A 24824-nucleotide genomic window follows, 5' to 3' on the forward strand; every position below is an offset into this window, starting at 1 on the left:
AGCCTCCGGCTCTTTTTTATACTTTCAACGGAAACCAAAAAAAACCCTTTTAATCTGTGAAATCTGTGGCGAAAAAACTGGATTAATCCCGAAGCTTCGGGACAGCCCTACAATATTGGTCGAGCCTCTGGCTCTTTTTTATACTTTCAACGAAAACCAAAACGTACTTCCCAAACCTAAATTACTTTCTACACCAATAACTCCATTTTGGGCTTCGATAAATTCTTTGCTAATGGCTAAACCTAATCCGGTTCCTGATTTCTGACTACCGGGAATCTTAAAATATTTATCAAAAATCTTGTCTTTGAATCGTGCTTCAATTCCTTTTCCGGTATCTATCACCTGAAATACTATCTGATCCTTTTCTTCTTTTAATTTGATGATAATTGTACTTTTTTCAGACGAATAAGTGATGGCATTCGCAAGATAATTAATCAAAACCCAGCCTGTTTTTTCGCTGTCGGCTTTTACATTTTGTAAATTTTCATCAGCATCAATAACCAATTTAATTTGTTTTTGATCGGCCTGAACTTTTACCGCTTCAACAGCATAATTTACAATAGCATATGGATTGCTTTTTTCAATATTCAGCTGAATATTTCCGGTTTCCAGTTGTGACAAATTCAGCAATTCGCCCGTGATTTTCAATAAACGCTGACTGTCATCTTTAATACTTTCGACCAATTGTTTTTGATCGTCGTTCATGTCGCCTGTTTTATTGTTTTGAAGCAATTGAAGACTCAGTTTTATAGAAGCAATTGGCGTTTTTAATTCGTGTGAAACCGTGGCAATAAAATTAGTTTTCGCAAAATCCAGTTCTTTAAATAAAGTAATATTTCGCAGAATAATGACATCACCAATATTGATTTCCTTTTCTTCACCCGTTGGAGTTATCGTGATATTAATTGTCTCTTTATCAAAATAACTTTCTTTACCATGAGCGAAAATTTTCATAGGTTGTTTTTTATGAGAATCAGTTGCTAATTCTTTCAAAATCAAAGAACGAATCAAATCATTTGATAAGGCTAGAGTAGAAGCCGATTTTCCGATAACATCCTCAGATTTCATCCCGATTATTTTCAGTGCTTCATCATTCACAAATAAAATAATGCCTTCGTTATCCAGCCCAATAATAGGATCGTGCATATTATTGATCAGCGTTTCCAGTCGTTTCTTTTCAAAGAATAATTTGTACAAATTACTATTATTGTATTCCTGAAGTTTTTGCGCCATTGTATTAAACGATTTTGCGAGATCTCCATATTCGTTATGATTGGTAAAATGTACCCTTTCCGAATAATTTTTATTCGCAATCTCCTTAATACTCTGGGTTAATTCCTTAATTGGATTGGCAATATTATTGGGTAAATTTACCAGTAAATTAAAGGCAATCAAAAAACATAAAGTGCCCACAATGGCAATCCATAAATTAGCAGTTTCGGCGGTATGTTTGGCGATATCACTTTTCTGTTTTATGGCATCGAGATTGAGTTTCATGATCGCAAAAATATCCTGTCTGATTTGCATTTTTAGAGCTTCATTAGAACCATTTTTTTCTAAAAGAGAAAAGCTTTTTTCAAGACTGGCTGTAGCTTCTTTTTCTCCGGGTTCAGTAACATTTTGTGTTTGTTTCTCCAGATAGTCTTTAAAAGTCTGAAGATTATTATCCGTATTCATTTTAATTTCATCCAAAGACAAAATCATATTTCTGGAATATTCAAGCGTATTATAATTCGCTTTCAGAATATTCTCCGTGTCTGCTTTTATCAAAAAAACAGAATATCCACTCACTAACGAAAGTATGATTATCATTAAAAATAACAATCCAACTCCCAGATTCAATTTCGTTTTAATTCTCATGATGTTTATTTTAAAAACATTTTATTTTTTTTTTGAACCATATAAGTTATATAAGATAATATAAGGGGATGCATAATTAAGGAAAGGTTAAAAACTTTAGCGAACTTAGCGTAAACCTTTGCGTTCTTTGCGGTTAAATTTTAAATGAACTTATATAATTTATATGGTTTAAAACGACTATTATGGTAAAAAAAATTACGACAAAATAACAAGGTCTACATTCGATAAAGACAAGCTATTTAATAAGCGTCTGAAAATCGTTGTAGACAAAATTACTTTAAATAAATTCAAATGCGGTTTTCCGATGCAAACAGTTGTAATATGTTTTTCTTCAACCGCCATCAAAATAGCATTCGCAATATTTTTATTTTCTAATTTAATAACTTCTGCACCCAATTGCACGGCCAGCTTAAAATTATTAATCAAATGACGTTGCTTGTCCAATGCAATTTTAGTGCTGCTTTCTTTAGGTGTTTCTACATACAAAACATACCAGGAGCCGTTGTAATAACTCGCCAAACGAGCCGCTTTTCTAATCACAATTTTAGCCGTTTTATCATTACTGCTAATACAGGCCAATAATTTTTCATGTCTTAAAGCATGCAAATTAGGGACTTCGCTTTCCACTTTTCGAACCACCTGACTTGCTACTTCTTTCAAAGCCAATTCTCTCAATTGAAGAATCTGATCCGATTTAAAAAAGTTGGTCAAAGCGGTCTGAATTTTGTCGGGCGTATAAATTTTTCCTTCTTTCAAACGTGCAATCAAATCTTCAGCTGTCAAATCGATATTCACCACTTCATCTGCCAATCGCAAAACATTATCCGGAATGCGTTCCTGAACGTCAATATTGGTAATGCGTTTTACATCTTCATTCAGACTCTCAATATGCTGAATATTCACTGCCGAAATCACATTGATTCCCGCTTCCAGAATCTCAAGAACATCTTGCCAGCGTTTCTCATTTTTGCTTCCTTCAACATTCGTGTGTGCCAGTTCATCAACAATTACCACTTCAGGTCTAAGGTTGATAATCGCTTGTACATCGAGTTCTTCGAGCTCTTTCCCTTTATAGAAAATGGTTCGCCGCGGAATAACGGGCAAACCAGATAAAAGTTCATGCGTTTCCTTTCGCATATGTGTTTCGATGTAACCAATTTTCACATCAATTCCGTTTTTCAACAGCGAATGTGCTTCTTGTAACATCCGATAAGTTTTCCCCACACCGGCACTCATCCCAATGTAGACCTTAAACTTTCCTTTTCGTGATTTCTGAATTAAATCGAGAAAGTGCTGTGCGTTATTTTCTTTTTCTTCTTTCATGTTTTTTGCCACGAAGGCGCTAGAGCACTAAGTTCTTTTTGTTTTTTTAGCCACAGATTTCACGGATTATGAAGATTTTTAAAATCATTTTAATCTGTGAAATCTGTGGCAAAATAATTTCTAGAAAGAAATCGCCAGCGAAGTCGTTACAAACGTATTTGTGTCCGTTGGAAGATTGTCTTTTGTAAATATTTCATCTTTACTAGAAAGATTTCTGGCTTCGATTCTAAACATTACATTATCAGTAACTAAGTAATCAAAGTTAGCTGAAAATCCGTAAGTTTTAAAACCGTTTGGCGTTTCAGTTGCGATAATAACACCTTTTTCGTCACTATAATATTCGCCACGAGCTGCAAGCTGAATTTTATCAGTTGGTTTGTATTGCACGATCAAAACTGGCGAAAACCAAGTGTCGTATTTATTACTGTTTTTAGCCGCTTGTTGGGATCCAACATCAAAACCAGCCGTAACATTTGTTTTATCCGTTACTTTAAATTGCCCGTAAAAGTTATTAAAATAGCGCCATTTTTTGTCTATATCTGGTTGTTCATTTCCAACATAAGTACTCCAATTCAAAACCACTCTGTCTGATGGTTTATAAGTAACTTGTGTTCCAAAAGCAGGCGTTTGATTGCCTTTTACTTTCTCAATACGTTGCCAGCCATTTAGATACATTCCTGCCAAATACCATTTTCCGGACTCAGAGGTGTAACCAATTTTTACTCCCGTTTCATAATACGGAGAGTTTTCAGCGAGAATACTTCTTGTTAAAGTGGGACAATCTTTTCCAATTGCACTTTCAAAACCTATGTGCGCTGGCATAATTCCTGCATCAATCCATAAATTATGGCTTTGCGAAATCTTCACACCTAAATTTGCCTCGTATACATTCTTCAATAAACCTTGTTCAGCAGCCATATTATATTCGGCATAAGTTCCCGCCATTAAGGCAAAATTTCCACGAATATTATCTTTAGAGTAATTCACTTTTGCTAGACCTAAATTCAGGTTTACTTCATTGCTTTTGTTATAGTTATAAAAAAAGCTTGGACGAGTATGATTATCCGGTTTCCCGAAATCATAACTATAATAAACGTCTACATATCCTGAAAACGTAAGCGGACTTTTTGATTCTTCCTGTGCATGTAAATTGCTAAAACCAAATGCGATTAAAGCGGTAAGTATTATTTTTTTCATTTTTGTGGTATTCAATTATTTATTAGTAGATTTTTTAGGAGCTAATCCCGCTATCCGTTTCAATCTTTTGTGCGGAACCCCCGCACAAAAGGATTTCCACTACTATCGGGGCTAGGGCTTTTGGGGTAAAAAAGGCATTTTCGTTTCCTGCAAGGTTTTCAAAACCTTGTAGGTATTAATTTTATAACGTTCCAATTGGTCATTGCGAGGAACGAAGCAACCGCACTATTAAAAGTCATTGTCGATTTAGCAAATGAGATTGCTTCATTCCTCGCAAAGACTAATAACGTTTTGTCAAACCCGACAGGTTTTTAAAACCTGTCGGGTTTAAAAACGTATTACTTCAATTGATCAAGTGCCACATTCAATTCCAACACATTTACCGTTGGAGTTCCCATAATTTTAGGAGTATTGATATTAGCTTCAACCAAAGCTTTCACTTTATCTTCAGCTAATTTTCTTTCTTTAGCAACACGTTTTACCTGAATCAAAGCACCTTCTGGAGAAATATTCGGATCTAATCCACTTCCTGAAGCCGTAACCATATCAGCAGGAATTTCAGATTTTTTCAGGTAAGGATGAACGATTAAAAATGTATCAATTCTTTTTTGAACCAAAGCCAAATATTCAGCATTGCTTGGTCCTTTATTGCTTCCCGCACTTCCGGCAGCATTATAATCTACAGCCGAAGGTCTTCCCCAGAAATAATTCGACTTATCGAATTTCTGACCGATTTTTTGATAACCAACCACTTTTCCGTTAACCGAAATAGTTTCTCCTTTTCCTTGATTAGGAGCAAACTGAGCAATTCCATAAATTGCAAGAGGGTAAATAACTGCAAACAGAATTACGGTAAGCAGTGTCAATTTTAATAGTGAAAATATTGTTTTCATTTTTTTAAGATTCTAAGGGACTAAGTTGCTAAGGTTCTAAGTTTTTCGTAGAAGCGTAGTAATCCAAAGTCTTTGTTTTTTATTGAGTTTTTGTAAACCTGACAGGTTTTTAAAACCTGTCAGGTTTGATTTACATACAAAGAGAAACTACCAAATCAATTAATTTAATTCCGATAAAAGGAACAATCAATCCGCCTAAACCATAAATCAACAAGTTTCTTTTAAGGATTGCACTAGCTCCGATTGGTTTATAATCAACACCTCTCAGCGCAAGCGGAATCAGGATAGGAATGATAATAGCGTTGAAAATTACTGCTGATAAAATAGCACTTTCTGGGCTATGCAAACGCATGATATTCAATCCTTCAAGCGCAGGAATCGCAGTAATAAAAAGAGCAGGAACAATAGCAAAATATTTCGCAACGTCATTTGCAATAGAAAAAGTAGTTAAAGTTCCGCGAGTCATTAAAAGCTGTTTACCAATTTCGATAATCTCAATTAATTTCGTTGGATCATTGTCAAGATCGACCATGTTTCCGGCTTCTTTAGCAGCTTGAGTTCCGCTGTTCATGGCAACACCCACATTTGCTTGAGCTAGGGCAGGAGCATCATTCGTTCCGTCACCCATCATAGCAACAAGTTTACCAAGGTTTTGCTCGTTTTTGATGTAATTCATTTTGTCCTCAGGTTTTGCTTCGGCAATAAAATCATCAACACCGGCAGCTTCGGCAATAAACTTAGCTGTTAGAGGGTTATCTCCTGTAACCATCACCGTTTTTACACCCATTTTTCTCAAACGGTCAAAACGTTCTTTCATTCCCGTTTTAATGATATCCTGTAATTCGATAACACCCTGAACCTGATTGTTTTTAATAACCACTAATGGCGTTCCTCCTTTAGACGAAATATCAATTACTTTTTGGGCAATATCTTCAGGGAAAGAGTTTCCGGTTTGAAGTGCAATGTTTTTTGCAGCATCCTGAGCACCTTTTCTAATATTGGTTCCGTCTTTTAAAATAACTCCGGAAGTTCTGGTTTCTGCGGTAAATTTTATTAAAGTAGCACCTTCAATTGATAATTTATTGGCAGTTTCGGCTCCAGCCAATTCCACGATACTTTTCCCTTCCGGAGTATCATCTGCCAGTGAACTCAATACAGCAGATTTTATAAAATCTTCTTCTGAAACTCCTTTTGCAGGGTAGAAATTTGTTGCTTTTCTGTTTCCAATGGTGATTGTTCCGGTTTTATCCAAAAGCAATACATCAATATCTCCGGCAGTTTCTACTGCTTTTCCGGATTTTGTAATTACGTTGGCACGCAACGCTCTGTCCATTCCTGCAATACCAATTGCTGAAAGTAAACCTCCAATTGTAGTTGGAATCAAACAAACAAATAGTGCAATGAAAGCCGCGATCGTGATGGGTGCATTTGCATAGTCGGCAAACGGTTTTAGCGTAACGCACACAATCACGAAGATTAAAGTAAATGCGGCTAATAAAATAGTCAAGGCAATTTCGTTTGGTGTTTTCTGACGGCTTGCACCTTCAACCAAAGCAATCATTTTATCCAAGAAACTTTCGCCAGGCTCAGAAGTTACAATTACTTTAATTTTGTCAGATAGCACTTTTGTTCCTCCGGTTACAGATGATTTATCACCTCCGGCTTCCCGAATTACAGGAGCACTTTCTCCCGTAATAGCACTTTCATCGATAGTTGCTAAACCTTCGATAATTTCACCATCAGTAGCAATTAAATCACCTGATTCACAAACGAAAATATCTCCTTTTTTCAATTCAGATGAACTGATGTTTTTGATTTCTCCGTTAGGCAAAATTTGTCTTGCAGGAGTTTCTTCACGTGTTTTTCTTAAACTGTCAGCTTGTGCTTTCCCTCTGGCTTCGGCAATAGCCTCTGCAAAATTGGCAAACAAAAGCGTTGCAAGTAAAATTAAGAACACAATTAAATTATAGATAAAACTACCTTGATCTGTTGCTCCCATTAAAATGGAAATACAAACAGCAAACATAATGGCAGTTCCTATTTCTACGGTAAACATTACCGGATTTTTGATCATCATTTTTGGATTAAGCTTCACAAAAGATTGCACTAAAGCTTCTTTTACCTGTTTGCTTTCAAATAATGAATTGGATTTATTAGATGTCATTTTCTTTTATATTATTTTAAGGTAAAATATTCTGCCAATGGACCTAAAGCCAACGCTGGGAAGAATGATAAAGCAGCAATAATTGCGATTACGGCGAAAACCATTACTCCAAAAATAGAAGTGTCAGTTTTTAAAGTTCCTGCACTTTCCGGAATGTATTTTTTATTAGCCAATAATCCTGCAATTGCCAATGGCCCAACGATAGGAATGAAACGGCTCAATAGCAACACAATTCCTGTAGTGATATTCCAGAACGGATTGTTATCTCCTAAACCTTCAAAACCAGAACCGTTATTAGCGGCGCTTGAAGTATATTCATATAACATTTCTGAGAATCCATGATGTCCCGGATTGTTTAACCAGCCTGTTGCGTTTCCGCTAAACCAGTAACCCATTGCAGTATCATGTGCTGCAAAATAAGAAGCTAAAGCTGTTCCTGATAATATTAATAAAGGGTGAAGAATAGCAATAAAGGCAGCAATTTTAACTTCCCGCGCTTCGATTTTCTTACCTAAAAACTCAGGTGTTCGACCTACCATTAATCCAGAGATAAATACAGCCAGAATAATGAAAACATAGAAGTTAAGAATACCAACTCCGCAGCCGCCATAAAAGGCATTGACCATCATGGCAAGCAATTCCATAGCACCGGAAACTGGCATTGAACTATCGTGCATACTATTTACAGAACCTGTAGAAATTACGGTTGTGGCAATACTCCAAAAACCTGAAATCGCTGGACCAAACCGAACCTCTTTTCCTTCCATGGCTCCGGTTGCTTGGGAGATTCCCATTTTTTCAATAGCAGGATTTCCGTTGATTTCGCTAATAACTGTTGGAATGACCAGTAATAGAAATCCAAGCGTCATGACTCCAAAAATCACATAGGATAATTTCTTTTTCTTTAGATAAAAACCTAAAGCAAAAATCATGGCAAACGGAACAATTAATTGCGCCCATAATTCAACCGCGTTAGTAAAATAAGTTGGGTTCTCGAAAGGATGCGCCGAGTTGGCTCCAAAAAAACCACCACCATTTGTACCAATATGTTTAATAGCGATAAATGCCGCTGCGGGTCCGCGAGAAACTTCTACATGATCACCTTGTAAAGTTGTGATAGCATCTTTTCCTTCAAACGTCATAGGAGTTCCGCTAAATAATAGAGCAACTGCTACAATAGTAGAAAGTGGTAATAAAATACGTGTACAGCTTTTTATGAAATAATTGTAAAAGTTACCCAGTTTATCGGTAGTTCTTTCTCTCATTGCAGTAAAAATCATTGCCGCAGCTGCCATTCCAACACCAGCAGAAACAAATTGCAAGAACATTAAGAACATTTGTGACAAGTAAGAAACGCCGCTTTCGCCTGAGTAATGCTGTAAATTACAATTTACGACAAATGAAATGGCAGTATTAAAAGCCAAATCAGGACTCATAGACGGGTTGTTATCGGGATTTAAAAACAATGATCCTTGAAACAGTAAAACAAAAAAGCAAAGAAAGAACCAAACCATATTTATACCTAAAAGTGCTTTTAAGTGTTGTTTCCAGTTCATTTCTTCAGTGGAATTGATGCCGCTGATTTTAAAAATAAATTTTTCAATTGGATTGAAAATTGGGTCAAACAATGTTTTATCACCCAAATAAACTTTAGCTATATATTTCCCTATTGGAATGGCTAAAACTATCGAAACGATAAAAATAGTGATGACGCCTAGTAATTCTGTGTTCATATTTTGTTTGTTAGAAATTAAATAAAATTGGAGCTTTTATAAAAACATAATAAGTATTATAAAGGCTAATGACCAAGCCACACACGCATATACTATTTGCATTTTTCTTGATTGTGACTTTTTCATTTTTTAAAATTTTTCAGGTTTGATTAATACATAAACCAAATAGCCAAAAACGGCGATCGAAATAATAAATAGTGCAGTCATGATTTAGATTTTTTCAAAAAATTCAACTGATTTAAAACAAATGGCAAAAAGCAAAACTGCCAATGCGAGTAAAAGGAAAGTGATTAACATGGATTTTTATTTTAGATTTTAGACTTACGATTTCAGATTGCTAGCCGATTAAACAATTAAACATTTAACCGATTAAACTTTTTATACACCAGATGTGTTAACTTGTTTGATATATTCCGCTTTAAGCGTTTGAGGAAACAGATGTGAAATATTGCAGTGACGTACTTCCATAAAAGAAGAAACCGAAAAAACATACACATTAGAAATGGCATTTTTAGTTTCGATACTTCCGGTAATAAATAAACGTTCAGCAAGTGCCAAGCATTTTTTTGCTCTTACGATATTACCGGAAATGATAGATTTTTTGGTAATGTCAGCGAAGCGCTCTGCTTGTTTGTAGATTGAGGTGACTTGATTTTTCATGAGAATGAATTTTTGTGTTCTTCCTCCTTATGCCAAAATATGTTCCGAAAAAACAAGAATAGTGCTAAAGTGTTGTCAATAAAGGAAATGTAGTTTCATGCCAAAAATCAGGCATAAAAAAAGCCTATCAAAATGATAAGCTTTTATTGAAATGATAAGGATTTAAGATTTGTATTTTGAATTTTAAAAGTCCCAGGGGGACGTCATATTTATAGAGAATGGCCAATACGTATTTATCAGAACCCCAGCGGGGTGACATATTTATAGATTGTCTAGGTGTCGCTCCGCTGGAGCTTTTTATCATGAAGAATAAATGATCTATATATATGACGCTTATCTCGAGCTTTAAAAATTGAATTTGAAATTTGCCTTTGATATTGGAATTTGGAATTTATCTGTTGAAATTTAAAACCTAATTATTGTATACTATATTCCTCCAATTTTCGATATAAAGTAGCAATCCCAATTTCAAGTAATCGAGCCGTTTCAGCTTTATTGCCTTTCGTATAATTTAAAACTTTCTGAATATGTAACTTTTCAACACTTTGCATAGAAAAAGCCGACATTGATTTGGTAGCTTTTTCAGGCTGATGCTGCATTTCATAAGGCAAAACATCAGTAGTTAAAGTATCTCCATTACTCAGAATAACAGATCTTTCGATTATATTTTTAAGTTCACGAATATTCCCCGGCCAGGAATAATTCTCTAATTTCTGAAGAAAATCATCGGCAATATCTAAGGTTTTTTTATTTGTTTTCTCAGAAAATTGCTTTACAAAATATTGACTAATAGGAGCAATATCCTTAATTCGTTCTCTTAACGGAGGAAGTTTTATTTCAAAAATATTCAAACGAAAATACAAATCAGAACGAAAACGGTGTTCTTCACTTTCGGTTTTTAAATCTCGATTCGTAGCAGCAATTAATCTGAAATTTGATTTTTTAGGAGTTGTATCACCAATCGGGATATATTCGCTGGTTTCTAAAACACGTAATAATTTGGCTTGAAGTTCAATAGGCATTTCTCCAATTTCATCCAGGAATAAAGTTCCGCCATTGGCTTCTTCAATAAAACCTTTTTTATCTTTCAAAGCTCCTGTAAAAGCACCTTGTTTATGCCCAAACAATTCGCTTTCCAGGATTTCTTTGCTGAAAGTACTGCAGTTTAGCGCCACAAAAGATTTCCCTACGCGATTGCTGTTTTCGTGAATAGCTTGTGCAAAAACTTCTTTTCCGGTTCCGGTTTCTCCGGTCAATAAAACGGTCGAATCGGTTTTGGCGACTTTTTTGGCAAGATCAATAACTTGCTCAATTCCTTTTGATTTTCCTATAATGGTATTAAAGGAATATTTATCGCCAATACGTTTTTCGAGTTGTTGTACCTTTTTTTGCAAATGTGCTTTTTCGACAGCCTTGTACAAAAGCGGAATGATTTTGTCGTTATCATCACCTTTTACAATATAGTCAAAAGCACCGTTTTTCATCGCCTGAACACCATCCGGAATATTGCCAAAAGCAGTTAACAAAATAACTTCGATCAAAGGAAAACTTCCTTTAATGTTTTGAAGAAAGTCAACACCATTTCCGTCAGGTAATTTTACATCACATAAAACCACATCAATTTCGGTTTGTTCCAGTTTCTTAAAGCCTGATTTTAAATCTTTGGCTTCGATAACTTCAAAACCTTCTGATTTTATAATGCGTGCCAGCAGACTTCTCAGTTTTTCTTCGTCGTCTATAATTAAAATTTTATGTGTCATTTGAGGAAAAATCTAGGATCGAAATTCATTTTTTGAAGTACAAATTTAGGTTTTAAATCATTCAACTTTTTTGATCGATAGGAAATTTTTGTAAAAAATAAATTTAAGATCATAAAGTTGTTGCTTCTGGTATAAAATTAATTTTTAAGCTATTAACGGCGATATTTAAATTGCACATAACGGCATTAAAATATTTAACACTGATAAATTTTACAATTCTCTTAACATGAAAAAATTTAAGCTTTGTTGTAAATGAATTAATTTTGCATAAAAGCTACATTATATATGAAAGACCCAATTTCAATCTCAATATTAGAATTAGCTATCATTACACAAGATAGCAATGCAAGCGAAACATTTCAAAAAACAAAAGAAATAGCTCAACTTGCAGACAACTTAGGTTATAAGCGTTTCTGGTTGGCAGAACATCACAATATGGCACACGTCGCCAGTTCTGCTACAGTAGTCTTAATTGGTTATATCGCCAGTCATACAAAAGACATACGAGTAGGTTCAGGCGGAATCATGTTGCCTAATCACTCTCCTTTAATAGTGGCAGAACAATTTGGAACCTTAGAAACACTTTATCCAAACCGAATCGATTTAGGATTAGGAAGAGCCCCGGGAACAGATCAGCCAACCGCCGAAGCTATCCGAAAAGACTTTTTTGAGCAGGCACAACGCTTTCCTCAAAACGTAACCAAACTTCAGGATTACTTTTCTGCCGAAAATGCCACAGCAAAAGTTCGCGCTTTTCCTGCCGAAGGCACAAATGTTCCCATATGGATTCTGGGTTCAAGCACAGAAAGTGCCGCACTTGCTGCTGCGTACGGATTACCCTATGCATTTGCCGGACATTTTGCACCACGCCAAATGATACAGGCTTTTGAGTTCTACCGCGAAAACTTCCAGCCTTCAGAGTTTTTAGACAAACCCAAAACAATGGCCTGCGTTAATATCATTGCAGCCGACACAAACGAAGAAGCTGAAAGATTATCTACAAGTTTATATCAAATGTTTCTGAACTTAATTCGTGGCAATCGTAAAGGTTTACAGCCACCCGTAGATTCACTAGATGATATTATGAGCGAAGAAGAACGCTTCCACGTCAATCAAATGACCGCATGTACTTTTACAGGAAACAAAGAACAGCTAATAACAGATCTTAAAAAGTTCATCGACTATGCACGTGTAGACGAGCTAATGGCGACAGGCCCAATTTTCGATCATCAGGCCAAACTCAAAAGCATCCATATTACAAAAGAAGTAATAGATAGCATAAACAATATATAAGGACACTTTTTTCTCTCCTATATATAAGGTAAGATTTCATTCCCACAACCCGACAGTTTTCAAATGCCGTCGGGTTTATTTTTTACACCTATATATAAGAAGAAGCAACTTTGTCCTGCTGAGCGTCCCGATAGCTAACGGGAGAACCTTTTTGGAATTTGGAATTTTAAAGATTTGGAGTTTAATAAAGATTAGGAGCTATTTCCCGCTGTCCTTCCAATCTTTTGTGGTGAACCCCACCACAAAAGGATTTTCCCTCCCATCGGGGCTAGGGCAGTAGTTTTCAAAAGAAACATTTAATATAAAAGAGAAACAAAATGCTCCAAAAAGCAAAGCTTAGCGTCTTTATGTCTTTGCATGAAACTATAAATCGCAGTAAAATCTAGCTTTGTGTCTTATTTAAGACTCAAGATAAACCAGGAGAAGCAAGAAAAAAACAAACCTTCGCGTCTTAGCGCCTTCGTGGCAAAACCCATTAAAACCACCCAAAAGAGGCAAAACCCAACAAAGTCACCCAAACCATAAAAAACTTCGACTTGTAAAAACCACCCAACCAGCTAATTATAAAAAAGATTAAAAATAGTTAAGGAAAGCTATTGTTTAACTGAATAAACTAGCTACTTTTGCACCCGCAACAGCGATAGACGTTCACTGAAATACTGACAAGCATTCGAGATCAAAGAGAAAATTTATTTTCAAAAAAAGATTGCGAAAAGCTTGTGAGATTTGAAAACGGATGTTACATTTGCACCCCGCAAAACACGGAAAGTTCATTGATAGATTGGTAGGTTTTAGAAGTGAAAAGAAAGAAATTTTCTTTAAAAAAACTTCAAAAAACATTTGCCAGTTAGAAATAAGTTTTCTACTTTTGCACCCGCTTTGAGAAACAAGCGAAACAAAATTGAAACACGTTCGTAGACATATTGAATTGACAGCCGCTTTAACAGAGATGTTAGGGCAAAAGAATAAAGAGTAAGATAATCGAGAGATTAGAGAATAACCGATAGAGACTGATTCGAATAACAATAGCTTGAGCAATCAAGCAAACAATATACGATGAAGAGTTTGATCCTGGCTCAGGATGAACGCTAGCGGCAGGCTTAACACATGCAAGTCGAGGGGTATAGGTTTTCGGATCTAGAGACCGGCGCACGGGTGCGTAACGCGTATGCAATCTACCTTTTACAGAGGGATAGCCCAGAGAAATTTGGATTAATACCTCATAGTATAGCAGTTTCGCATGAAACCACTATTAAAGTCACAACGGTAAAAGATGAGCATGCGTCCCATTAGCTAGTTGGTAAGGTAACGGCTTACCAAGGCTACGATGGGTAGGGGTCCTGAGAGGGAGATCCCCCACACTGGTACTGAGACACGGACCAGACTCCTACGGGAGGCAGCAGTGAGGAATATTGGACAATGGGCGCAAGCCTGATCCAGCCATGCCGCGTGCAGGATGACGGTCCTATGGATTGTAAACTGCTTTTATACGAGAAGAAACATCCCGACGTGTCGGGACTTGACGGTATCGTAAGAATAAGGATCGGCTAACTCCGTGCCAGCAGCCGCGGTAATACGGAGGATCCAAGCGTTATCCGGAATCATTGGGTTTAAAGGGTCCGTAGGCGGTTTAATAAGTCAGTGGTGAAAGCCCATCGCTCAACGGTGGAACGGCCATTGATACTGTTAGACTTGAATTATTAGGAAGTAACTAGAATATGTAGTGTAGCGGTGAAATGCTTAGAGATTACATGGAATACCAATTGCGAAGGCAGGTTACTACTAATTGATTGACGCTGATGGACGAAAGCGTGGGTAGCGAACAGGATTAGATACCCTGGTAGTCCACGCCGTAAACGATGGATACTAGCTGTTGGGAGCAATTTCAGTGGCTAAGCGAAAGTGATAAGTATCCCACCTGGGGAGTACGTTCGCAAGAATGAAACTCAAAGGAATTGACGGGGGCCCGCACAAGCGGTGGAGCATGTGGTTTAATTCGATGATACGCGAGGAACCTTACCAAGGCTTAAATGTAGATTGACCGGTTTGGAAACAGATCTTTCGCAAGACAATTTACAAGGTGCTGCATGGTTGTCGTCAGCTCGTGCCGTGAGGTGTCAGGTTAAGTCCTATAACGAGCGCAACCCCTGTTGTTAGTTGCCAGCGAGTCAAGTCGGGAACTCTAACAAGACTGCCAGTGCAAACTGTGAGGAAGGTGGGGATGACGTCAAATCATCACGGCCCTTACGCCTTGGGCTACACACGTGCTACAATGGCCGGTACAGAGAGCAGCCACTGGGCGACCAGGAGCGAATCTATAAAACCGGTCACAGTTCGGATCGGAGTCTGCAACTCGACTCCGTGAAGCTGGAATCGCTAGTAATCGGATATCAGCCATGATCCGGTGAATACGTTCCCGGGCCTTGTACACACCGCCCGTCAAGCCATGGAAGCTGGGGGTGCCTGAAGTCGGTGACCGCAAGGAGCTGCCTAGGGTAAAACTGGTAACTAGGGCTAAGTCGTAACAAGGTAGCCGTACCGGAAGGTGCGGCTGGAACACCTCCTTTCTAGAGCCTTATGTGTTAGTTGATTTATCAACACGCTGAGGAAAAAAGAAGAAGCTTTATAGGATTATAATTTTAAGACTATTTTACTCTTGCTGTTAGTTCAAATAATAAATTTTAAGTAAAACAGAGTCTCGTAGCTCAGCTGGTTAGAGTACTACACTGATAATGTAGGGGTCGGCAGTTCGAGTCTGCCCGGGACTACTTTTTTAAGGTTTTCAATTAAAAATTGAGAATTAAAAATTAAAAAAGACTGTAAACTTAGAAAAAGGAAATTTTAGAGGTTGAGTAACCGTTTTAAGTACTGTTAACTGAGGACTGTTAACTGACAACTAAAAAATGGGGGATTAGCTCAGCTGGCTAGAGCGCCTGCCTTGCACGCAGGAGGTCAACGGTTCGACTCCGTTATTCTCCACAAAAGTAGTGATCGGTAAAATGGTGGTTGTTGTTCGGTGCAAACTGAATACTAAAAACTGTAAACTGAGCACTGGCTTAAAGTTCATTGACATATTGAGATAAGAAAATAATAAAAAGTAGAAAGCGTTTTTATTAGCAATAATAAAGACAAAAAAAACGGTCATAATTGATTTTATGATTGGTACAATAAGCAAAATAAGGGCGTATGGGGGATGCCTTGGCTCTCAGAGGCGATGAAAGGCGTGATAAGCTGCGAAAAGCTACGGGGACGGGCACACACCGATTGATCCGTAGATACCTGAATGGGGCAACCCACTATGTTGAAGACATAGTACACCGATAGGTGGGCAAACCCGCTGAACTGAAACATCTAAGTAGGCGGAGGAGAAGAAAACAAAAGTGATTCCGTAAGTAGTGGCGAGCGAACGCGGATTAGCCCAAACCAATGTTGTTACGGCAAGATTGGGGTTGTAGGACCACGACATTTTATGTACAAGGAACCGGAAGTTACTGGAAAGTGACACCATAGAGGGTGATAGTCCCGTATGGGTAACGAGTATAATAGATAGTGGTATCCTGAGTAGGGCGGGGCACGTGAAACCCTGTCTGAATTTGGCGGGACCATCCGCTAAGGCTAAATACTCCTGAGAGACCGATAGTGAACCAGTACCGTGAGGGAAAGGTGAAAAGAACCGTGAATAACGGAGTGAAATAGATCCTGAAACCATACGCTTACAAGCGGTCGGAGCCCTTTCGTGGGGTGACGGCGTGCCTTTTGCATAATGAGCCTACGAGTTAACGTTGCTGGCAAGGTTAAGTGGTTAAGCCACGGATCCGTAGCGAAAGCGAGTCTGAATAGGGCGCTTTAGTCAGTAGTGTTAGACGCGAAACCGTGTGATCTACCCATGGGCAGGATGAAGCTGTGGTAACACACAGTGGAGGTCCGAACCGGTTGACGTTGAAAAGTCTTCGGATGACCTGTGGGTAGGGGTGAAAGGCCAATCAAACTCGGAAATAGCTCGTACTCCCCGAAATGCATTTAGGTGCAGCGTTATGCGTAAAGTTATATAGAGGTAGAGCTACTGATTGGATGCGGGGGCTTCACCGCCTACCAATTCCTGACAAACTCCGAATGCTATATAATGTTTCATAACAGTGAGGGCTTGGGTGCTAAGGTCCAAGTCCGAGAGGGAAAGAACCCAGACCATCAGCTAAGGTCCCCAAATATATACTAAGTTGAAAGAACGAGGTTTGTCTGCCCAGACAGCTAGGATGTTGGCTTGGAAGCAGCCATTCATTTAAAGAGTGCGTAACAGCTCACTAGTCGAGCGGACGAGCATGGATAATAATCGGGCATAAGTATATTACCGAAGCTATGGATTTAGAGTTTACTCTAAGTGGTAGGGGAGCATTCTAACAGGGTTGAAGGTGTATCGTAAGGTATGCTGGACTGGTTAGAAAAGAAAATGTAGGCATAAGTAACGATAATGCGGGCGAGAAACCCGCACACCGAAAAACTAAGGTTTCCACAGCTATGCTAATCAGCTGTGGGTTAGTCTGGTCCTAAGGCGAACCCGAAAGGGACAGTCGATGGCTAACGGGTTAATATTCCCGTACTACTAATTACTGTGATGGGGTGACGGAGTGATGAAAGCGCCGCGAACTGACGGAATAGTTCGTTGAAGTACCTACCTATAAGATCTGCAGGCAAATCCACAGATTTTGGGGAAATACGATAGTACTCGGAGTCTTCGGACAAAGAGATAGTGCGCCTAAGGGCTTCCAAGAAAAACCTCTAAACTTCAGGTAATTAGTACCAGTACCGTAAACCGACACAGGTAGTTGAGGAGAGAATCCTAAGGTGCTCGAGAGATTCATGGCTAAGGAATTAGGCAAAATAGACCTGTAACTTCGGGAGAAAGGTCGCCAGCAGCAATGCTGGCCGCAGTGAAGAGGTCCAGGCGACTGTTTATCAAAAACACAGGGCTCTGCAAAATCGTAAGATGAAGTATAGGGCCTGACACCTGCCCGGTGCTGGAAGGTTAAGAGGAGATGTTATCTTCGGAGAAGCATTGAATTGAAGCCCCAGTAAACGGCGGCCGTAACTATAACGGTCCTAAGGTAGCGAAATTCCTTGTCGGGTAAGTTCCGACCTGCACGAATGGTGTAACGATCTGGACACTGTCTCAGCCATGAGCTCGGTGAAATTGTAGTAACGGTGAAGATGCCGTTTACCCGCAGTGGGACGAAAAGACCCTGTGCACCTTTACTATAGCTTAGTATTGACCTTGGATAAATGATGTGTAGGATAGGTTGGAGACTGTGAAGTGGCGTCGCCAGGCGTTGTGGAGTCATTGTTGAAATACAACCCTTTGTTTATCTGAGGCCTAACCCCGTTTTGCGGGGGACATTGCTTGGTGGGTAGTTTGACTGGGGTGGTCGCCTCCAAAAGAGTAACGGAGGCTTCTAAAGGTTCCCTCAGTACGCTTGGTAACCGTGCGTAGAGTGCAATGGCATAAGGGAGCTTGACTGAGAGACATACAGGTCGATCAGGTACGAAAGTAGAGCATAGTGATCCGGTGGTTCCGCATGGAAGGGCCATCGCTCAAAGGATAAAAGGTACGCCGGGGATAACAGGCTGATCTCCCCCAAGAGCTCATATCGACGGGGGGGTTTGGCACCTCGATGTCGGCTCGTCACATCCTGGGGCTGGAGAAGGTCCCAAGGGTTGGGCTGTTCGCCCATTAAAGTGGCACGCGAGCTGGGTTCAGAACGTCGTGAGACAGTTCGGTCTCTATCTACTGTGGGCGTTAGAAATTTGAGTGGATCTGATTCTAGTACGAGAGGACCGAATTGGACAAACCTCTAGTGTATCTGTTGTCCCGCCAGGGGCACCGCAGAGTAGCTACGTTTGGAAGGGATAAGCGCTGAAAGCATATAAGCGCGAAACCCACCACAAGATGAGATTTCTTTTAAGGATCGTGGAAGATGACCACGTTGATAGGCTATAGATGTAAAGGCAGTAATGTCATAGTCGAGTAGTACTAATAATCCGTAAGCTTATGTACACCCTTTTCCTCCCGAGCAATCGGGAGGAAGAAACTTTCTAATACTTTTATGTTTCTTTATCTCAGTATGTTAAGATATTACTTCAATTAAAAATTAAAAATTGAAGAACAAATTGCCCAAAGCAATTATAACTTCTTAAGGTGGTTATTGCGGCGGGGCTCACCTCTTCCCATCCCGAACAGAGTAGTTAAGCCCGCCTGCGCAGATGGTACTGCAGTTATGTGGGAGAGTATGTCGTCGCCTTTCTTTTAAAGATCCTCATCATTTATTTGATGAGGATTTTTTGTTTTATAAAATACTGGAGTTATGTAGGAGCCCCGATAGCTATCGCGGGTCTGTCGCCTTTCTTTTAAAGATCCTCATCATTTATTTGATGAGGATTTTTTGTTTTATAAAATACTGGAGTTATGTGGGAGCCCCGATAGCTATCGCGGGTCTGTCGCCTTTCTTTTGAAAAACTGTTTGTAAAGAAATGAGATTTTTTGTTTTACAAATTGGTTCGGGATTTGGTTTAACAGCAAGGAACGCTAGTTTTTTTTTAGATCCTTATAAATCGCTAAGTCCGCAAAGCTGTGCGCTTATATGTTGGGATTTAGAAATTGAACCCTTTGTTAAAATTCTCATTAATATTTTACAAATAGTCCAAGGTTTAAGCCTTGATGGCACGTTGTGTCCAATGGTTGAAACCATTGGCTATGTTTGCAAAAAGTTATAAATTACCTGGGTGAAGTAAATACACGTAATATTTTGGAATTTGGGATTTTATGAATTGGAATTTCTTTTGGAAATAGTATTTCTACTTACCTCAGAATGCGTTAGGGATGGGAGCGGTATCCTTTTGCGATTCACTAAATTTCTGGCGAAGCCAAGCCAAAATCTCTCTCGCAAAAGATTTAGCGGACAGCCCGGTCCGCCGCGGCGGAAAAACGCCCAAATGATTCTTATCTTATTATTAATTTGAGTTTGTTATGATGTCACTTATTATGAAAAATTAGATTTTTTCTGAATTAACATCATTTATAAACTGAATTACTCCATTCATAAAAACTTTTTGATCGTCCCACATAGCGAGATGACTTCCATTTGGGCAGTATAAATAGCGACCTTTTTGGACTAGTTTGCTTTGTTCTTCCATGGCTTTTGGATCCATGGTGTCGTATTTGGCACCGATCATTAGGGTTGGAATGGTAATTTCGTGTAAGCGATTTTTGATATCCCATTTGGCCAAGCGACCACTGATGCCAAATTCGCTCGGACCTTGCATTATGGTATAAACCTCATTATTGATATGTTTACTGGCGCGATTTAATCCGTCTGGCCAATCTTTTAAACGACACAAATGTTGTTGGTAATAATTCGGAATGAGTAATTCCATATAACGAGGATTAGTAAAATCTTTTTTGACTTCAAGTGCTCTAATTTCTGCTAAAACTTCTGGTTTCATTTGTTTGGCTAATACTTCATCAGCATATTTTCCATAATCCGGTGCGCTGGCCATCATGTTTGAAACCAATAATCCTTTCATATTTTGTTGGTATTTTAGTGCATATTCCATGGCAAGAATTCCGCCCCAGGAGTTGCCTAAAACATAAAAATTATTTTTATTGGCTCCGATGGCTTTACGTACTTGCTCGACTTCTTCTACAAAACGTTCGGTTGTCCATAAACTGCTGTCTTTTGGCTGATCACTATAATACGATCCCAATTGATCATATTCATAAAATTCAAATCCTTCTCGTTGAAAAAAAGTCTCAAAACATTCCATGTATTCATGTGTCATTGCTGGACCTCCGTGTAATAAAAGTATTTTAATTTTAGGATTATTACCGAAACGTTTTGTCCAGACTTTAAATTCTCCTACGGGAGTTTTTATTGGAATCATTTTCACGCCAGCCGATTCTACATCACTATTTTCCTGATAAGTGAAATAGCCGGAAAGTGCTGTAGATTTAGTTTCGTTTTTACAGGAAACGATTAAAAAAGTGATAATTAGAATAGCTGGATAACGCATGTCTTTTTATTTAAGGTTATTTGTAAAGAGTAGTATTAGATTGTATCTTTTTTAGATGGAGATAAATAAGCATATACATCAAAATCGGCATTGTTGAAATGGAAGTTACTCACTTTATGTATCCCCATTTTTTCATGTGCTTTTAAAGATGGCAGATTATCACTTTTAATAAATAAAATCCCTTCCCGATTAGGTTCCAATTTTAAGAGTTCCTGAAACATAAGTTGCGCTAGTCCTTTTCCGCGTTGATTTTGACTCACGCAAATTGGTCCGTAAATATAAGAATGTGGAGAACCTTTATAAGACGCTGACATTGCATCAACAATGGGAACTTTACGATTATTATTTACATTTTGTGATGTTGTCAATAAAAAACCGACAATTTCATTGTTAATAACAGCTATTATTTGTGGCATATCGGTAATCATTTCCTGAATTTGATGTGCTGTTAATCCTCCGGATAATGTCCCGCCCTGAGAAGTTTGATTGGCGGTTTGTAGTTTTATTATTTCATCTAAATCATTAATGGTAGCTACTTTTATTGTAATAGAATCTGTCATAACTTTTTTAATTGTAATGAGTTACAATATAAGAAATCTTATTTTTAAAATAATAAAGGTTTCTTAAATTGATTTGAATGTATTTTCGCTTATTGTAAATTAGTGTGAGAAAATTACAAATTTTAAATACTAAAATCATGAAAAAGATAATCATAATTGTCGTATTAATGCTTGGTTTTGCACTATCGGCTAATGCACAGAAGAAGATTGAAATTACAGAATTGCCAAAACCTGCGCAGGAATTTTTGAAAAAATACTTTAGCAATAGCGCAATAGATGTTGTGAAAAAAGATGCTGAACATGGTGAAAAAGGATATGAAGTAAAGCTAAAGGATGGAACAGAAATAGAATTCTGGAAAGATGGTTCATATCGTGAAGTTGATGGCGGTAAAAGTCCAATTCCAACTGGATTTATTCCTGTATCTGTAAAAGATTATGTAGCAAAAAATCATCCAAATGAAAAAATAACACATATTGATTATGGACACAAGGATTTGGATGTCGATTTAACAAACAATATCGATTTGGAATTTACCAAAGAAGGTAAAATCTTAAAAGATAAAAAAAATAAATAATAGGTTATTTGCCCAGTCAAAATACCTCTGTATTATTTTGTCGTTTATAGTTGAAGTAATACAGAGGGTATTTTTTATTTGAAAACTGCTTTTTTTCGAAAGATTTTCTTGTCGTAAAATAGTTTATATTTACATCTCATATTATTGATTTCATGGAAGAAAATAAACATGTAACGATTTACGATATTGCTGAGCGATTAAATCTTGCTACATCAACTATTTCACGTGCTTTAAAAGATCATCACACTATTAGTGATAAAACGATCAAGAAAGTAAAAAAAACAGCCGAAGAAATGGGTTTTGTTCCCAATACTTTGGCCGCTGGTTTACGTGGTAATAAAACCAAAACAATAGGAGTTTTAATTCCGACTGTTACGCAGCCATTTTTATCTTCTTTGATTAGCGGTATTGAAATTACAGCGCAAAAATCTGACTACACTGTAATTATTATGCAGTCACATGATTCTTATTATGAGGAAGTTAATATGGCAAAATCCTTGTATAGCAATCGTGTTAGCGGGGTTATTTGTTCATTGGCAATGGAAACGAGAGATACTTCACATTTTCAGCAATTCTCTAATAATAATATCCCACTTGTATTTGTTGACAGGGTTCCTAAAGACTACAATACTTTTAGAGTAGTTATTGATAATTATACTGCGGGTTATAAAGCAACGAAGCATCTTATAGAACAAGGCTGTATTCGTATTGCCCATTTAACTGCCGGATCAGAATTTGGAAATCTTTATAACGAAAGAAAAAGAGGTTATATTGAAGCTTTAAAAGATCATAATTTACCTATTGATGAAGAATTGATCATTAATTTGAAATCAGTTACTTATGAAGAGGGAGTAAAAGCAAGCAATCAATTGTTTGATTTAGATCCAATTCCGGATGGGCTTTTTGCTCCCGGAGATATTATTGCAGTTAGCGCGGTTCAGACGGCTAAAAAAAGAGGGATTAAAGTTCCGGATGAAATAGCAATTATTGGATTTAATAATGATCCAATTTCTCAAATAATCGACCCTAATATTTCGACAATTACGCATCCTGCCGAAAAAATGGGAAAAGCTGCAGCTGAAATTATTATTAAAAATTTGAAATCACAAAAGAGCGATGATGCTAAAGAAATTACTTTTCTTAACACAGAAGTTCTTGCTCGTGAATCTTCTGATAAAAAGAAATCTTTAGAGACGATAGTAAAATAGTAATATGCATACCATTACAATTCCTGATGAATTGAATTTAGAAAACTCACAGCTTGTTCAGGTTTTTGATTACAGCAGTTCGAAAGGAGTTTCTAAACAACAAATTATTTTAAATCAAAATATATTTAGTTTTCTAATTGAAGGAACTAAAGAAGTTATTTTTGATAATTCTGCTTTATCAATTGACGATTCTCAATTTCTTGTAATGAAATCCGGAAATTGCCTGATGACCGAAAAGCTTTCAAGTGTATCGAATTACAGAAGTGTGCTTTTGTTTTTTTCGAATGAAATGGTATCAAGATTCATTAGAAAAATGGAACTGGAGAAAGTTGAATCAACAATACATAAATCTGTATATGCTTTTGAATATGATGAATTTTTAAAGCGTTTTGTACACAGCCTTCTTGATCTTTCTAAACTTTCAAAAAATCTTCAAAAGAAAATACTGGAAGTTAAATTGGAAGAAATAATACTTTATTTAGCAGAAAAACACGGAACTGATTTTCTTTATTCTTTATCTGTAAATGCTGATAATGCCACTCAAAAATTTATTCAGGTAATCGAAAATAGCCATCTTAATAAATTAACTTTAAAAGAACTGGCTTTTTTGTGCAATATGAGCGTGTCTACATTTAAAAGAGAATTTGAAAAACATTATTCAGAATCTCCTATAAAATGGTTTCAAAATAAAAGACTTGAATTTGCTCATTTTTTATTGCAGCAAGAGCAAAAAAATCCGTCTGAAATTTATTTTGAAGTTGGTTACGAAAATTTGTCCAGTTTTACTCAGGCGTATAAGTCAAAGTATGGTGTAACACCAAAGTATCACCAGAAAAATTGAACTTTTAGCAATAGTTTTTGATCCTTTCTCTGAAGTTTTTTTGTCTTTCCGAATCTAAATTTGCTTAAAATTTAAAATAAAGTAAAATGAAAAAGGTGAATTTAATTATGGTACTGTTCTTAATTTTCAGTGCTACAACTTTTGGTCAAAACACATTTACATTAACGAGTAAAGATTTTGGTGGTGAAGCTTCTAAACTTCAGGAATTCAACGGATTTGGTTGTTCCGGAGAAAATCAATCACCGGAATTGTCCTGGAAAAATGCTCCCGAAGGAACAAAAAGTTTTGCCATAACAATGTATGATCCTGATGCGCCTACCGGAAGCGGGTTTTGGCACTGGATTGTGTTTGATATTCCGGCAAATGTAAATGAATTGGTAACCAATGCTGGGACTAAAAACAATCTAATTCCTAAAGGAGCCATACAAAGTATTACGGATTATGGTATTAAGGGATTTGGTGGGCCTTGTCCGCCTGTAGGGCATGGATTTCATCAATATATTATCACGGTATATGCTCTTAAAACAGATAAATTGGGAACAGATGCAAATACAAATCCCGCTGTTGTAGGTTTTAATCTTTGGAATCAAACATTGGCAAAAGCAAGTATTGTAGCTTATTACAAAAGATAAAATTCAAAAAGATAATTATTGGGATTTCAGTATTTAAATTCTGAGTCCGACCCCTTTAAAGCAG

17 protein-coding genes, 2 tRNA genes and 3 rRNA genes are annotated in these 24824 nt (G+C 37.4%); 11 read left to right on the top strand and 11 right to left on the bottom strand.

The features are described 5' to 3' along the window. Window positions 1-138: 138 nt before the first annotated feature. From LNP81_RS10950 to LNP81_RS10990, 9 genes are all read right to left on the bottom strand, one after another. Complete coding sequence (locus LNP81_RS10950; protein ID WP_230035752.1) at window positions 139-1860, bottom strand: sensor histidine kinase; 1722 nt, start codon at window positions 1858-1860, stop codon at window positions 139-141. Window positions 1861-2055: 195 nt separating this feature from the next. Beyond that, window positions 2056-3183, bottom strand: a complete 1128-nt coding sequence (locus LNP81_RS10955; protein ID WP_230035753.1) for a sensor protein KdpD — start codon at window positions 3181-3183, stop codon at window positions 2056-2058. Between the two features lie 120 nt (window positions 3184-3303). Beyond that, window positions 3304-4380 (bottom strand): porin, encoded by a 1077-nt coding sequence (locus tag LNP81_RS10960; RefSeq protein WP_230035754.1) that lies wholly within the window; start codon window positions 4378-4380, stop codon window positions 3304-3306. Between the two features lie 338 nt (window positions 4381-4718). Next, a complete protein-coding gene (locus LNP81_RS10965; RefSeq protein WP_230035755.1) occupies window positions 4719-5273 on the bottom strand; it encodes a K(+)-transporting ATPase subunit C in 555 nt (184 codons plus the stop codon). 130 nt (window positions 5274-5403) lie between these two features. Further along, a complete protein-coding gene (kdpB, locus tag LNP81_RS10970) occupies window positions 5404-7437 on the bottom strand; it encodes a potassium-transporting ATPase subunit KdpB (protein ID WP_230035757.1) in 2034 nt (677 codons plus the stop codon). 11 nt (window positions 7438-7448) lie between these two features. Next, window positions 7449-9170 (bottom strand): potassium-transporting ATPase subunit KdpA, encoded by a 1722-nt coding sequence (gene kdpA, locus LNP81_RS10975; RefSeq protein WP_230035758.1) that lies wholly within the window; start codon window positions 9168-9170, stop codon window positions 7449-7451. A gap of 129 nt (window positions 9171-9299) precedes the next feature. Beyond that, complete coding sequence (kdpF, locus tag LNP81_RS10980) at window positions 9300-9377, bottom strand: K(+)-transporting ATPase subunit F (RefSeq protein ID WP_072975519.1); 78 nt, start codon at window positions 9375-9377, stop codon at window positions 9300-9302. Window positions 9378-9548: 171 nt separating this feature from the next. Next, on the bottom strand, window positions 9549-9830 hold the full coding sequence (locus tag LNP81_RS10985) for a DUF7674 family protein (RefSeq protein ID WP_230035759.1): 282 nt from the start codon (window positions 9828-9830) through the stop codon (window positions 9549-9551). A gap of 416 nt (window positions 9831-10246) precedes the next feature. Beyond that, window positions 10247-11590, bottom strand: a complete 1344-nt coding sequence (locus LNP81_RS10990) for a sigma-54-dependent transcriptional regulator (RefSeq protein ID WP_230035760.1) — start codon at window positions 11588-11590, stop codon at window positions 10247-10249. Between the two features lie 285 nt (window positions 11591-11875). Here LNP81_RS10990 and LNP81_RS10995 point away from each other — a divergent pair, with 285 nt between their 5' ends. The 7 genes from LNP81_RS10995 (at window position 11876) to LNP81_RS11025 (ending at window position 19648) form a co-directional block, all read left to right on the top strand. Beyond that, a complete protein-coding gene (locus LNP81_RS10995) occupies window positions 11876-12883 on the top strand; it encodes an LLM class flavin-dependent oxidoreductase (RefSeq protein WP_230035761.1) in 1008 nt (335 codons plus the stop codon). 1053 nt (window positions 12884-13936) lie between these two features. Beyond that, window positions 13937-15450: ribosomal RNA gene (locus tag LNP81_RS11000) — 16S ribosomal RNA — on the top strand. Window positions 15451-15577: 127 nt separating this feature from the next. Next, window positions 15578-15651, top strand: a tRNA-Ile gene (locus LNP81_RS11005). Between the two features lie 137 nt (window positions 15652-15788). Further along, window positions 15789-15862: transfer RNA gene (locus tag LNP81_RS11010), tRNA-Ala, on the top strand. 186 nt (window positions 15863-16048) lie between these two features. After that, window positions 16049-18932: ribosomal RNA gene (locus LNP81_RS11015) — 23S ribosomal RNA — on the top strand. A gap of 137 nt (window positions 18933-19069) precedes the next feature. Then, window positions 19070-19179 (top strand): 5S ribosomal RNA (rrf, locus tag LNP81_RS11020). The 16S, 23S and 5S rRNA genes sit together here with 2 tRNA genes alongside, the layout of an rRNA operon. A 226-nt stretch (window positions 19180-19405) precedes the next feature. After that, window positions 19406-19648 carry a hypothetical protein gene (locus LNP81_RS11025; protein WP_230035762.1) on the top strand — a complete coding sequence of 81 codons (243 nt, stop codon included), beginning with the start codon at window positions 19406-19408 and terminating at the stop codon, window positions 19646-19648. A 276-nt stretch (window positions 19649-19924) separates the two neighbouring features. On the opposite strand, the gene LNP81_RS11030 is transcribed toward LNP81_RS11025, so the two are convergent. Both LNP81_RS11030 and LNP81_RS11035 read right to left on the bottom strand, forming a co-directional pair. Continuing rightward, window positions 19925-20944: a proline-specific peptidase family protein gene (locus tag LNP81_RS11030; RefSeq protein WP_230035763.1), complete on the bottom strand. Its 1020-nt coding sequence runs from the start codon at window positions 20942-20944 to the stop codon at window positions 19925-19927. 35 nt (window positions 20945-20979) lie between these two features. Beyond that, window positions 20980-21504: a GNAT family N-acetyltransferase gene (locus tag LNP81_RS11035; protein WP_230035764.1), complete on the bottom strand. Its 525-nt coding sequence runs from the start codon at window positions 21502-21504 to the stop codon at window positions 20980-20982. A 137-nt stretch (window positions 21505-21641) separates the two neighbouring features. On the opposite strand from LNP81_RS11035, the gene LNP81_RS11040 reads away from it, so the two are divergent. The 4 genes from LNP81_RS11040 to LNP81_RS11055 all read left to right on the top strand — a co-directional run bounded on the left by LNP81_RS11040 (window position 21642) and on the right by LNP81_RS11055 (window position 24760). Beyond that, entirely contained in the window at window positions 21642-22079 is a 438-nt protein-coding gene (locus LNP81_RS11040) for a PepSY-like domain-containing protein (RefSeq protein WP_230035765.1), read from the top strand. A 152-nt stretch (window positions 22080-22231) separates the two neighbouring features. Next, on the top strand, window positions 22232-23287 hold the full coding sequence (locus tag LNP81_RS11045) for a LacI family DNA-binding transcriptional regulator (protein ID WP_230035766.1): 1056 nt from the start codon (window positions 22232-22234) through the stop codon (window positions 23285-23287). A 4-nt stretch (window positions 23288-23291) separates the two neighbouring features. After that, window positions 23292-24128 carry a helix-turn-helix domain-containing protein gene (locus tag LNP81_RS11050; RefSeq protein ID WP_230035767.1) on the top strand — a complete coding sequence of 279 codons (837 nt, stop codon included), beginning with the start codon at window positions 23292-23294 and terminating at the stop codon, window positions 24126-24128. A gap of 86 nt (window positions 24129-24214) precedes the next feature. Further along, window positions 24215-24760, top strand: coding sequence for a YbhB/YbcL family Raf kinase inhibitor-like protein (locus tag LNP81_RS11055; protein ID WP_230035769.1), 546 nt, complete (start codon window positions 24215-24217; stop codon window positions 24758-24760). Window positions 24761-24824 lie beyond the last annotated feature (64 nt).

This window comes from Flavobacterium piscisymbiosum (assembly GCF_020905295.1).
Lineage (GTDB): Bacteria > Bacteroidota > Bacteroidia > Flavobacteriales > Flavobacteriaceae > Flavobacterium > Flavobacterium piscisymbiosum.

What these genes read in the sequence shown, in the direction of transcription:
- LNP81_RS10950 (WP_230035752.1), bottom strand. Translation starts at nt 1,860, where the DNA reads ATGAGAATTAAAACGAAATTGAATCTGGGAGTTGGATTGTTATTTTTA.
- LNP81_RS10955 (WP_230035753.1), bottom strand. Translation starts at nt 3,183, where the DNA reads ATGAAAGAAGAAAAAGAAAATAACGCACAGCACTTTCTCGATTTAATT.
- LNP81_RS10960 (WP_230035754.1), bottom strand. Translation starts at nt 4,380, where the DNA reads ATGAAAAAAATAATACTTACCGCTTTAATCGCATTTGGTTTTAGCAAT.
- LNP81_RS10965 (WP_230035755.1), bottom strand. Translation starts at nt 5,273, where the DNA reads ATGAAAACAATATTTTCACTATTAAAATTGACACTGCTTACCGTAATT.
- kdpB (WP_230035757.1), bottom strand. Translation starts at nt 7,437, where the DNA reads ATGACATCTAATAAATCCAATTCATTATTTGAAAGCAAACAGGTAAAA.
- kdpA (WP_230035758.1), bottom strand. Translation starts at nt 9,170, where the DNA reads ATGAACACAGAATTACTAGGCGTCATCACTATTTTTATCGTTTCGATA.
- kdpF (WP_072975519.1), bottom strand. Translation starts at nt 9,377, where the DNA reads ATGACTGCACTATTTATTATTTCGATCGCCGTTTTTGGCTATTTGGTT.
- LNP81_RS10985 (WP_230035759.1), bottom strand. Translation starts at nt 9,830, where the DNA reads ATGAAAAATCAAGTCACCTCAATCTACAAACAAGCAGAGCGCTTCGCT.
- LNP81_RS10990 (WP_230035760.1), bottom strand. Translation starts at nt 11,590, where the DNA reads ATGACACATAAAATTTTAATTATAGACGACGAAGAAAAACTGAGAAGT.
- LNP81_RS10995 (WP_230035761.1), top strand. Translation starts at nt 11,876, where the DNA reads ATGAAAGACCCAATTTCAATCTCAATATTAGAATTAGCTATCATTACA.
- LNP81_RS11025 (WP_230035762.1), top strand. Translation starts at nt 19,406, where the DNA reads ATGAGATTTTTTGTTTTACAAATTGGTTCGGGATTTGGTTTAACAGCA.
- LNP81_RS11030 (WP_230035763.1), bottom strand. Translation starts at nt 20,944, where the DNA reads ATGCGTTATCCAGCTATTCTAATTATCACTTTTTTAATCGTTTCCTGT.
- LNP81_RS11035 (WP_230035764.1), bottom strand. Translation starts at nt 21,504, where the DNA reads ATGACAGATTCTATTACAATAAAAGTAGCTACCATTAATGATTTAGAT.
- LNP81_RS11040 (WP_230035765.1), top strand. Translation starts at nt 21,642, where the DNA reads ATGAAAAAGATAATCATAATTGTCGTATTAATGCTTGGTTTTGCACTA.
- LNP81_RS11045 (WP_230035766.1), top strand. Translation starts at nt 22,232, where the DNA reads ATGGAAGAAAATAAACATGTAACGATTTACGATATTGCTGAGCGATTA.
- LNP81_RS11050 (WP_230035767.1), top strand. Translation starts at nt 23,292, where the DNA reads ATGCATACCATTACAATTCCTGATGAATTGAATTTAGAAAACTCACAG.
- LNP81_RS11055 (WP_230035769.1), top strand. Translation starts at nt 24,215, where the DNA reads ATGAAAAAGGTGAATTTAATTATGGTACTGTTCTTAATTTTCAGTGCT.